This window comes from Rhodothermaceae bacterium, assembly GCA_009838195.1.
GTDB lineage: Bacteria > Bacteroidota > Rhodothermia > Rhodothermales > Bin80 > Bin80.
The window spans coordinates 61,268-72,601 of sequence record VXSC01000020.1 but is presented as its reverse complement, the minus strand read 5'-3'; the positions used below and the strand labels follow the sequence as shown (position 1 = coordinate 72,601).

Sequence of the window (11,334 nt, the reverse complement as noted above, 5' to 3'; positions counted from 1 at the left end):
GGATCTGGCGTCCTGGTTCGGTGCGATGGGCGTTCGGGGGAGATGGGTGTCCAATGGCCGGATCGGGCTGCATTACCGGGGGGATGTGCTGGTAACCGAGGCGGAGCTGACCGGTCCGGCGGTGACCGCTGAGGCGTACCGGATACGGGCGGGCGTGGAAGCGCATGCGAGGATCCGCGGGCGGCTTCGTCCGTATGTGGAGGCGCTGGTGCGCCGCGATGGGGGGAGCGCAGAGACGGGGACCGGCCTGGAGGTGGGTGGAGGCGTGCGGATAGACTATCCGGCATGGGGATTGAAGGGGGATGTGCACGCGCAGGGGCTGGTGATGCATACGGCGGACGCATTCACGGAGTGGGGCGTATCGGCACTGGTGCAGGTGGGTCGTCGCACGGAGGGAATGATGGTGCGGGTGCGTCCATCGTGGGGACCGGCGCGGTCGATGTACGGTCGGCAGACAATTCAGGATGTGGTGCCGGTCGGGGCGGATGCGTATCGGACGGAGGTGGAGTGGGGCTATGGGATTCCGTGGAAGGACGGGACGGCCCGCTCGATTGTGGGCGTGACGCAGATGTCACAGGGGCGAGTGTACCGGCTGGGCGGCGAGTTCCATCCCGCGGACCCGGTCAGCTTCTCCGTCTTTGGACTCATGCACGGACAGGCAACGCTCGGCGTGAACGTACGAGGTATGCTTCAATATTAGCAGGAAGGAAGATCTCCGGCAACGGAATCAAAGTTCTTCAGAGAAAAAACGTGAGCCTTGGAGAAAAAGAACAAGCTGCTCCCCGCAATGAGACGGATCGCTGAATCCGGGAAGCGTAAGGCAAAAAACTGTGACCCGATTCTTGGTCGATCTAACAATCATGAACCTCTAATGGGACACCAAGTCGAACAGCCCACACAAATCGTGGTATGATCAAAATGTTCGATCCGATCCTTAATGATTACGCGTTATCAGCAATATGTCTGGGATTATTTTTGCCCCTCAATGGAGCCAGAACTGCAGGGAAAAGTTCAGTAGCAGAATTATCCGTGAACTTATCCTGAGAAAGGCTATCCTGCACATGGATAAAATCAGGCATTGATCATTGACGGGGCTACGGGTATAGATTTGGGGGGATTTACAGCCATAACATATCCGTACGACAATCCCATATAGAGTCACATTTTTTTCGGACGCCTGGGGCCTGCTTCAGGCTTGATCTACGCGGCTTTGGCCAATGATCGTTCAGCATTCCAGCCATGGGGCAACAACGTGGAGTATTTGGCCGTAGTCGGAATCCACTCGAGTGCGTTCACCAGCCATTCCATAAGATTCATCCCATGCAAGATGCAGGTATTGAGCAAGGGCTATGGAATCGCGGTGCGCTGACATAAACTATTGGCATTATCACACATATCTCCCTATTCACAGCCTGATTTACCCACGCGCGCCCTTATGGAGATTGCACGGGGCGCACAAGACCTGACAGTTCTCTTCGTCCGTCTTCCCTCCTTTTGACCACGGCTTGATGTGGTCCGCATGGGCTTCGTGCTTCTTGATCTCCGCTCCACAGCGGTTGCACTTCCCGTCCTGCTTCGCATAGACCTTGAACTTCACTTTGTCATCGAACGTCCGAAGATTCAAGAGCGATTCGGTGACCTGACCACCCAGCACATACTCGTAGACCCCGCTCTTCTTCTGCACCTCATCATCGTTCATGAGTTTGGTGGCCACTGTGCGCGTGTGTTCGGCATCATATTCCCGGTCCCCATACTTCCGGTGCAGCACGCCCCAGTTCACCTGCTTCATGGCTCTGTGCGCATTAAACAGGCGATCAATCCAGCCCTTCACCTCCCTAAAGTAAGTCCACAGCCGTTTCGCATCCTTATCTTTCTTGCGCTTCGCCATGTAGCTGCGGATATCGTGATCCCTTGCGCTGCCGGTTACCCACTGCAGGATCCGCTCCAGGTGATCCTGACGATCCCGCCTCCCTCCCATATACGTCTTGCACAGCTCGGCCTGCCCGCCCTTCTTCGTGAAGTAGTGTTTCGCATCCGTTACCCAGGGACCATTGTAAATGGAGTTGCGCAGCTCCTGATCGGACAACTCTTTTGCTCCCGTGTTGATCGTCTTGAACCACCTCATCAATTCATCGGCATCCCCTTCGCATACATGCACATGGAGCTTATACTCCAGGCTCCGCCGCTGATCTTTCGCAGATAAGCCCTGCCAGTACTGGATCTCCCCACCCGCAAGAGTAATCGCAAACTTCCGCTCCTTGATGAACTTACAGATCGTGATGATGCGCTGCTGCCCGTCCAGCAACTCGTAATCGTATGCGCTGTCCTCTGCTTTCGCAAAGTAGATCAGGTTCACCGGGCGGTCGAAGTAGATCGATCGGATCAGGTTTTCCTGAAAGTCTTTCCGCCCGTCATAGATGTATTCGCGCTGATACGGCGGACGGATGTTTAACAACCCTGCGTATCCGATGACCTGACCGTCTCCATCATCATGGTACCCCTCGATCATGTCTCCAATCGCAATCTTGTGCTCGTGAATCTCCATCGATCACAGCTGCTTGTTGCGAATCAGGATGCGAGCATAAATTCTTTCTCCGTTGATGTAGCCACGATCAATCTTCCCATTCCATTTTGGGTTGACGATTCCAGGGAGAAGCCCCATCTTTATGTCGTAATCTGAGCCCAGGATCTCGAACTGATCGGGATTATACTTGTCCAGGAACGTGATGGGAACCCCCATTGCCCCCCCCCCAATTTTGGGGGATTTCCTTCGTCTTGCTCACCTCGATTGCATCGTAATTGTCATAGTGCGGGTACTCCTCCGGAGAATAGTTCTTGTACAAAATCAACTCCTCGTTCCGCTTTTTGTGCGGAAGATTCGTGAACCAGCATGCATTACCTAATCTCCCCTTCACAACACCGTATACAATTCGGTAAGCACTCCCCTCTTTTTTCGTGGCAACCAACTCCTGCGCATAGTCTTTGGGTACGTCAAAAAGCATGTCCTGCCCACTTAGTCCGTATCCCAGCCAAACTCTATTCTCCTTGATCAAGGGAAAAATCTCCTTGTATGTGACCGCATTCATACTCCCGATGATCAGAAACTTCTTGTCGTACTCCATCAACTGCGCCACATACTCGCGAAAGAGCGAAAACGGTGGATTCGTTACCACAATATCGGCTTCCTTCAAAAGTTCAATACACTCGGAACTCCGAAAGTCTCCATCGCCCCGCAGGGGCGTTACGGCAATCTCGTGTGGATCCGGGCGCCGATTCCCATCCTGATCTCCCGCATACTCCAGGTAGACCGCCCGCTCGGAATCATGCTGCGAAAACAGATCCGGCTGCTGATTCTTGTAGCAGGTCGTGATCAGCTTCCTGAGACCATAAAACTCGAATTGCTTCGAGAAGAATGTAAAAAAATTGCTCACGCGCGGATCATCACAGTTGCAGTAGACCACCTTGTCCCTGAAATGCGCTCTGTAATGAGCAAGCTCATTCTCTATATCACTCAGCTGCGTGTAGAACTCGTCCTTTTTGGCCCGTTTTGCAGCGTGCAGATTTGGGTTTTGTGCCATGACGTTTTCGTCAAATTTCGGATTCAAGCACTCACGTCCAATCAGGAACTGCTTGATCAAACGCCGTTGTGCACGGTGATACCTGAACTCCTGGACGCAGATACGGATCCCGTATTTCCAGACGCACTGCACTTGGCATCTTCTCCACGAAGATGTCTGGATTGAACAGGTAAAGTACGATACTTCCGTGAAACAACGGAAAAACATGAGCCACAAGCATCCCCATCCGCTTAGACTCGGATGACTTCACCATCTCGAATTTTCGCCGACAATGGGCCACACAATTGAAGTGGAGAATCCCGTCCCGCTAAGCAAACCGATCATACACATTGTAGCATCGGTTTGCGAATACCCCGGATACTCCGCTAAGATCCCTAACGGCCCCGCCCGCGGTTGCCCGGGTTAGGCATCAAAAAATATCACCTTCGAGACCGGATCCGAATACCCCAAAACGTAGCCAAGATGATGCGTACCGGAAGCCTTGCTGTTCACAGGATACCGTACCGGAATGCGGGTCTCATCCACTTGAATATCGCCGCTCACAAGAACGGCGTACCGCTGAAGATCATACAGGGGGAAAGGTCCTTCGCAACATGGGAACAATCATCCGCCGGCATGAACTTGGAAAGCGCAGGTACCCGCGGGTCGTGTGTGTGCTCCATGATGGACGCAAATATACGGAGTCTTGGGGAACCCAATACCATACGCGCGCACACAAAGACCTTGCAGATCTCCGATGTACGAATCGAAGGGCACACGGCCGTTCGGTCAGGCATCCCACAATTCATTACTACAATGGGATCATTCTACATGGGATTTTCGGACGTATACACCATAGCTCATACAAAAACCTAGATATAAACTCATGGCATCCGCTTTCGACTTTACTCGGAAACAAGAATTCCTAAAGTGCCGCAGTTACACCGGGAGTCGGAATTTCGTAGTGACCTTTTTCGTCTGGCAAAACGGGAGGATCCGCATCCCATGCAAACTTCTTCGGCATTAAATCCAATTTACTGGCCATTGCTTCATCCCAAGTAATTACCTTACCGGAATAGGTCGCCATCCGGCCAAGAATCGCACTCATCGTGGCAATCGCGCCATTTTCCGCATCAGCAAACTTGAATTTTCCTTCATTAATCGCGGCAAACAATTCGTCATGTTCTACCTGATAGGGATTCGGATCGTCTTTGCTGTTATGCTTGTAGATCGTCTGTCCTGAGGCATCATAAAGTTGACCCGGTGCCGGAGCAGTCCCCAACGTGCCATGAAATCCTTCAGATACCCTGTTCATGCAATCTGGTATATGCCTGCACTGACTCATAACACGGCTCCCGTCATCATATTCAAACTCGACGAAGTGGTGATCATAAATTTCGCCATGATCCAGGCCCGTACGAACTTGGCGGCCCCCCTGCCCCTGGGCTTTGACAGGATGCCCCCGCTTCACCCAGTTTCCAACGTCAATATTATGAATGTGCTGCTCTACGATGTGATCCCCACAAAGCCAATTGAAGTAATACCAGTTACGCATCTGATATTCCATCTCTGTCAAAGGACGACCAGCTTTCTCCTCATACTCAGCCCGAGAGCGAACCCAGACGCCACCACCGTTCCAATAAACACGGCCAAGAACAATGTCTCCGATTGCACCCTCATGGATTCGTTTGACCCACTCACGGTACTCGGTCTGATAGTGGCGTTGTAGACCAACGACAACATTTAACTGCTTTTGTTTTGCCTTTTCGGCCGAGGCTAGTACCCGACGCACACCTGGAGCATCCGTCGCGACCGGCTTCTCCATGAAGATCTGTTTTCCCGCCTCAACGGCAGCCTCAAAATGAATGGGTCGAAAGCCTGGGGGTGCTGTCAGAATGACGACATCGGAAGCGGCGATTACCTCCTTATATCCGTCGAAGCCATCAAAGCGTTTCTCGACCGGTACATCAATCCGACTTATAGCGTCCAGTGTCGATTCATCCGCCTCTTCCGGCTCCATCATATTTTTGTGACTCTCCTCAATGCGATCACTGAATGCATCAGCCATGGCTACCAGTTTTGTGTTCGAGGCGGCTTTCAGCGCCTGAAGCGCCGCGCCGGTGCCTCTTCCTCCGCAACCGATCAGCCCAACCCGGATCGTATCATCTATACCATAGAAGGCATTCGCTTTCACTGGGAACTGACTCGCAAGTGCACCGCCTACAACGGCAGCTACTCCGCTTTTGACAAAATCTCGACGATTGAAGGGATTCGAGGGTTCTTTCATTGGTTTCTGAATTTGTGTAGTGCAATTTAATAAATTCGCCTGATATTACCCGCCCAGCACATTCGCCCAAAATTCCTGCTGCTCCTCCGCTGACGGCTGGACAAATGGTCGAACAATCCGGAATCCAACAAATGGTGAGTCTGTATTCCACCACATAGACCGCGGGATTTGAGGATCTCGGCGCTTCCAGTCAAGATTGGATCGAAGTCGTGCACCACAGCGCAATGCTTCAGGAGAATCATCATATGCTCCTCCCCTGACCGTACGTGGATGGAGTCGAGCGGGCAAATTCCATGGGTCTTCAGACGACGGTCCTTCCAGTCCTTCATAGAAGGTTTCGCTGTACTCATCCAGTGTCCATTCGGCTACATTGCCGTGCATATCAAAAATCCCCCAGGGGTTCGATCCCTTCTGCCCAACCTGTTGGTATGTCTCGTCACTATTGCCATAGTGCCATGCATAGACATCAAGGGAGTCTGCGGTTTCCCCAAAGCTGAACGCAGATGAGGTTCCTGCACGACAGGCATACTCCCACTCGGCCTCGGTCGGTAACCTGTAGAAGACGCCGGTTTTGCTCGAAAGCCAGTGCGCATACTGGAGAGCACCCCATTGCGTCATACCAACGGCCGGATACCCATTCGTGCCCATACCATGAGCCGGATCTTCATAGGGCGGGCTTGGACGTGCAATCAACTCGGGATCAAACTCAATTCCTGCCGAGCCTTGTGAGTTATCACGATCCAGACTTGAGAAGAGAAGAAACTCGTCGTAGGTCACCTCATGAACCCCAATATAAAACGGGGATACGGTGACTTCGCGCTGTGGCCCCTCATCTTCATCCCGTCCCTCTTCATCTTCAGGAGTCCCCATCAAGAACGTCCCTCCCTGAAGCCCAATCATCGTAAAAAACACATCAGTTCCCGGAATCGTGTCCGTTATCATTCCCAACTCCGATTGTGCTCCTGCGGTCCCAACCCCGAAACAGACCCACAGTATAGCAGCGGTTTTAATTCGCAAAAGCTGCATCAAATGCCGCACCCGATGGCCTAAAGTCCACGTTCTTTACAAAAGTGCAGGCCTCTGAGGCACCGACTTCCCGATCCATTCCAATATCTTCCCACTCAATGGAGAGCGGTCCATTGTAATTGATCCGATTCAAGGCACGAATGATCTCTTCAAAATTGATCGATCCGCGACCAATTGAACGAAAATCCCAAAAACGTCCCGGTGCACCAAAATCTGTATGACCTCCAAATACTCCCACAGAAGTCAGACGGTTTGACCACCAGACATCTTTCATATGGGTATGGTAAATCCGATCTGCAAAGCGATCAATGAAGACTATGTAGTCTACACCCTGATATCCGAGATGACTCGGATCATAATTGAATCCAAATGCTTCCCGATGCCCGATTGCTTCCAATGCGCGCGCACTACTCGCGATATCAAAAGCAATCTCTGTTGGATGTACTTCAAGACCAAATCGAACACCGACCTCATCAAATACATCTAAAATTGGATGCCATCGATCTGCAAAATCCTGAAATCCGGCATCAATCATTGCAGGATCATTGGGTGGAAAAGAGTATAGAAGCGGCCAGATGCTGCTGCCGGTGAAACCATTCACGACCTTGACACCCAGTCTTGCGGCAGCCCTAGCCGTATCCTGCATTTCTTTTGCAGCGCGTTTCTGGACACCTGCCGAATTCCCATCCCCCCATACATGAGGCGGAATGATTGCTTTATGGCGTTCATCAACACGATCACATACCGCCTGCCCAACCAGGTGGTTGCTGATCGCATAGGCTTTCAAGCCATACCGTGCAAGAAGATCATGTCGCCCTTGGCAATAATCACTCTCATGGAGTGCCCGCTGGACATCAAAATGATCCCCCCAACATGCTAACTCCAGCCCGTCATAGCCCCAGGAAGCGGCCTTTTCTGCAAGTGTTTCAAGTGTAAGATCGGCCCATTGACCGGTGAATAAAGTAACTGGACGTGCCATGTTTATGATTTGATATGAATGAATTCAGATGCTGTGTAATGTCCCTGTGGACACCTGATACGGTAGAACGTAGGAGCCGCTGATTACGCTTAGTCTGGAGGCGTGTAACTGGCATCAACCCATTCTCTGCGCCTCCCACTCTCCAATGCAGTGAGAATAAAATGGACCCCTCTGGCACCATCATATACATTTGGAAAATCAAGATCTTGCGGTGCTGGGTCCTCTCCCGCCTCGTGTGCTGCAATCGTTCTACCGGCATTCAGGTAAATATTTGCAAAAGCTTCCAGAAATGCCTCTGGATGCCCCCAGGGAAGACGACTGTTGTGCTGCGCCGCCGCGGATAGATAGTCATTACCACGCTTAAATACCTGTTCAGGGCCATCTAGGTCGCGATAATAGAGCCAGTTCGGGTGCTCTTGAAACCATTGGAGAGATCCCGTTTCACCATGCACTCGAATATTCAGGTTGTTCTCTTCTCCGACAGAGACCTGAGAGGCATGCAACACGCCCCGGGCTCCCCCCTGATAACGAACCAACATATTGACATCATCATCAATAACCCGGCCTTCAACGAAGGTGGTGACATCTGCACACAACTCTTCAAGTTCCAAACCTGTTACGTAACGGGCGAGGTTTTCTGCATGGGATCCGATATCTCCCAATGCTCCTGCCCCGGCACGACTCGGATCTGTACGCCAATCTGCCTGCTTATTTCCTGTGAGCTCAAGCGGCGTTGCCAACCATCCCTGCGGGTATTCGACAATAATCTTGCGGACGGCCCCGACCTTGCCCTCTCGAATCATTGCACGCGCTTGCTTGATCATAGGGTACCCGGTATAATTATGCGTAAGCGCAAATACACGATTGTGCTTGCGTACCAGATGGCACAATGCTTCCGCATCTTCTAGCGTATTGGTCATCGGCTTATCGCAGATGACATGAAAACCTGCCTCAAGGAATGCCTTTGCAACCGGAAAATGAATATGATTGGGAGTCACAATAGACACAAAGTCAATCCTATCGTCGCGTGCCGCTTCCCTCTCGACCATCTCCAAAAAAGAGGCATAGGACCGCTCTTCGGTCAGCCCCAACTCCTTTCCCTGTGCCTTGGACTTTGCCGGATCAGACGAAAATGCGCCCGCAACCAACTCCATCGTTCCATCAAGAGCGGCCGCTATCCGATGCACATTCCCAATAAATGCGCCCGGGCCACCGCCTACCATACCATAGCGGAGCTTTCGGTCTAATCCCATTTAGAATTCCAGCGATCGTAGGTGAGCAATACTAGTACGGATGCTCGCCAATGCATCTCCTGGATGATCGTGTTCTACGAAGTAGTGCTTGAGTCCGGCAGTTTCACTTTCCGCTAAAATTGCGGTAAAATCAATCTGGCCTTCACCAACGGGAGTCATTTCACGATCTGCTCCCATGTCCTTGATATGACACAATGGGAAGTGCCCCGGATAATTTTGGAAGTATTCCACTGGATCACGGTTTGCATAGGCAATCCAATATAGATCAAGCTCCATCTTCACCAAATCCGGGTCCAACTCTGCGAGCATAAAGTCATAAGGGATGATCCCATCTTCGGCGGGCTCAAATTCGAATTCATGATTATGGTACGCAAACTGGATCCCGGACTCTTTGCATGCAGCCCCCACTTCGTTAAAAAATGGGACATATTTTCTGTAGTGGGCCATGGTTCGCTGGTCTTCATCCAGCCATGGGCACACGATATATGAATGTCCAATCCGCTTTGATGCATCCAACACCTTTGTTAAGTCGTCCTGCAGGGCACCAAGTGGTACATGACCTGAAGGGGCAGCCAGTCCCACCTCATCAAAGAGTGCACGTATATCATCTGGGTTGCGATCCGCGTCCCATACGGTTTCTACTTCGTCATAGCCCGCATCCGCAACAGCCCGAATCGTCCCCTCGTAATCACTTGACATGAGATGCCTAACGGTGTATAATTGTACCCCAATACGCTCCAGAGAGCGTGGACGTGCCAATGCTTTTGATCCCTGAGGTTCTGGTAATTTACCTGAAGAAAAACCAGCCAATGCCCCCACAGCTGCCGGAAGTGCCACCGATGATTGTAGAAAAGTTCGTCTGTTCATAATGCGTTTGGATTTAGGTTACTGATCAGGCCCATGCACGGCCAATTTCAGAAAAAGGAATATCTGGCCTATAAACTCCCATCGGATTTACACGCAATTCCTGCGTAGCGCCAACCTCGGAAGTATAATAGCCAAAGAGTGTTAATGATTTGATCGTTTGAAAGAAAGGAGTTGTCCCCAGTTCTCCATTTTCGCGCCACACTTCCACCTCTTTTTCCATCTGGGTCAGGATTTCGATCTGCCTGTCAGGATCCAGATCCATGAAGGATGCTGAATCATAGTCTCCGGCACGTCGCTGGACATCTTCCAATCCTGCCAGAAACTCCTCTACTTCAGCCTCATCATACCAGTCCGTGAGCATATTATCCGCGAACTCGTGCACTTTGGCGGCACGCGCTCCCGGCGTGTCTGTTTCTGGGATAATCAATTCTGAAAGCGTTGCAACAAGCTCATCGCGCCCCTGTGTCAATGTACGAGCTTCAAAAACAACCTCATTTCTACCTGCACTGCATCCTCCAAGGACTCCGGCAACAGTGGATGCCGAAATCGTACATCCCATCAAGAGCGCAATGCGCTGTAATGCGGTTCTTCGATCCATCAAATATCTCAGGGGTTCCGTTTGTAAAACAAAGGGTTGAGCAATGTTTCAGAACAATCCAGGAGCAACAAGTTAAAGAATATCATCAGAAGATAGTGAACCGAAGAGTTTTGGATGATGATCGCAGTTGAAAGTAGACTGGAATGGAGTTTGTTCGCTATTCAACTGCACTCCCTTCACAGTGCAACAATTCACGCTCCTTGTGGGAATTTGTATCTCACCTGTGCTATTTGGCACCCTTTTAGATAATAACCTTACGATTACGATGAATTCAAAATGAAGCCACGTACACCCAAAGACACAGACCTGATCTTCACCACAAGCCAGTGGTTACCGATTCCTCTTGAGGAGACATTTGCATTTTTCGCCGAGGCTCGTAATCTGGAGCGGATCACTCCTCCTTTTCTGAGTTTTCGCATTGTCACACCCGGCCCGATTGAGATGTACCCGGGAGCTCTGATTGACTATCAATTGCGAGTACGTGGATTCCCAATCAGTTGGCAAACTGAAATCACAGCATGGGATCCCCCGAATGGATTCACCGATGTGCAGCTGCGTGGACCGTATCAGAAGTGGGTGCACCGCCACGATTTCCATTCCGAAAACGGAGGGACTCGGGTGGACGATACAGTCAATTATCTGGTACCGGGAGGCGCACTGATTGACCAGTTGATGGTCAAACCAGAACTGCGAAAAATTTTCGAATACCGTCGCGCAAAAATTGAAGAATTATTTCTGCCTCAATAATTGGCAGTCCAGCCGACTTA

Annotated in this window: 10 protein-coding genes and 1 pseudogene; 2 read left to right on the top strand and 9 right to left on the bottom strand. The window is 51.2% G+C overall.

Annotation, left to right across the window (positions count from 1 at the left end; all coding sequences use genetic code 11):
• Positions 1-208: 208 nt before the first annotated feature.
• On the top strand, positions 209-700 hold the full coding sequence (locus F4Y64_04975) for a hypothetical protein (GenBank protein ID MXX96951.1): 492 nt from the start codon (positions 209-211) through the stop codon (positions 698-700).
• Between the two features lie 717 nt (positions 701-1,417).
• Here F4Y64_04975 and F4Y64_04970 read toward each other — a convergent pair.
• The 9 genes and pseudogenes from F4Y64_04970 to F4Y64_04930 all read right to left on the bottom strand — a co-directional run bounded on the left by F4Y64_04970 (position 1,418) and on the right by F4Y64_04930 (position 10,567).
• Positions 1,418-2,545 (bottom strand): DUF262 domain-containing protein, encoded by a 1,128-nt coding sequence (locus F4Y64_04970; protein MXX96950.1) that lies wholly within the window; start codon positions 2,543-2,545, stop codon positions 1,418-1,420.
• Positions 2,546-2,548: 3 nt separating this feature from the next.
• Positions 2,549-3,578, bottom strand: a pseudogene (locus F4Y64_04965) (modification methylase).
• Positions 3,579-3,609: 31 nt separating this feature from the next.
• Entirely contained in the window at positions 3,610-3,831 is a 222-nt protein-coding gene (locus F4Y64_04960; protein MXX96949.1) for a hypothetical protein, read from the bottom strand.
• Positions 3,832-4,482: 651 nt separating this feature from the next.
• Positions 4,483-5,844: a Gfo/Idh/MocA family oxidoreductase gene (locus F4Y64_04955; GenBank protein MXX96948.1), complete on the bottom strand. Its 1,362-nt coding sequence runs from the start codon at positions 5,842-5,844 to the stop codon at positions 4,483-4,485.
• Positions 5,845-5,889: 45 nt separating this feature from the next.
• A complete protein-coding gene (locus F4Y64_04950; protein MXX96947.1) occupies positions 5,890-6,861 on the bottom strand; it encodes a formylglycine-generating enzyme family protein in 972 nt (323 codons plus the stop codon).
• Positions 6,851-7,849 (bottom strand): sugar phosphate isomerase/epimerase, encoded by a 999-nt coding sequence (locus F4Y64_04945; protein ID MXX96946.1) that lies wholly within the window; start codon positions 7,847-7,849, stop codon positions 6,851-6,853. The genes F4Y64_04950 and F4Y64_04945 overlap by 11 nt, the downstream gene beginning before the upstream one ends.
• Before the next feature lie 89 nt (positions 7,850-7,938).
• Positions 7,939-9,102 carry a Gfo/Idh/MocA family oxidoreductase gene (locus F4Y64_04940; GenBank protein ID MXX96945.1) on the bottom strand — a complete coding sequence of 388 codons (1,164 nt, stop codon included), beginning with the start codon at positions 9,100-9,102 and terminating at the stop codon, positions 7,939-7,941.
• Positions 9,103-9,969 carry a sugar phosphate isomerase/epimerase gene (locus F4Y64_04935; protein ID MXX96944.1) on the bottom strand — a complete coding sequence of 289 codons (867 nt, stop codon included), beginning with the start codon at positions 9,967-9,969 and terminating at the stop codon, positions 9,103-9,105.
• A 25-nt stretch (positions 9,970-9,994) separates the two neighbouring features.
• Complete coding sequence (locus F4Y64_04930) at positions 9,995-10,567, bottom strand: gluconate 2-dehydrogenase subunit 3 family protein (protein MXX96943.1); 573 nt, start codon at positions 10,565-10,567, stop codon at positions 9,995-9,997.
• Positions 10,568-10,843: 276 nt separating this feature from the next.
• On the opposite strand from F4Y64_04930, the gene F4Y64_04925 reads away from it, so the two are divergent.
• Positions 10,844-11,314: an SRPBCC family protein gene (locus F4Y64_04925; GenBank protein ID MXX96942.1), complete on the top strand. Its 471-nt coding sequence runs from the start codon at positions 10,844-10,846 to the stop codon at positions 11,312-11,314.
• Positions 11,315-11,334: the final 20 nt, after the last annotated feature.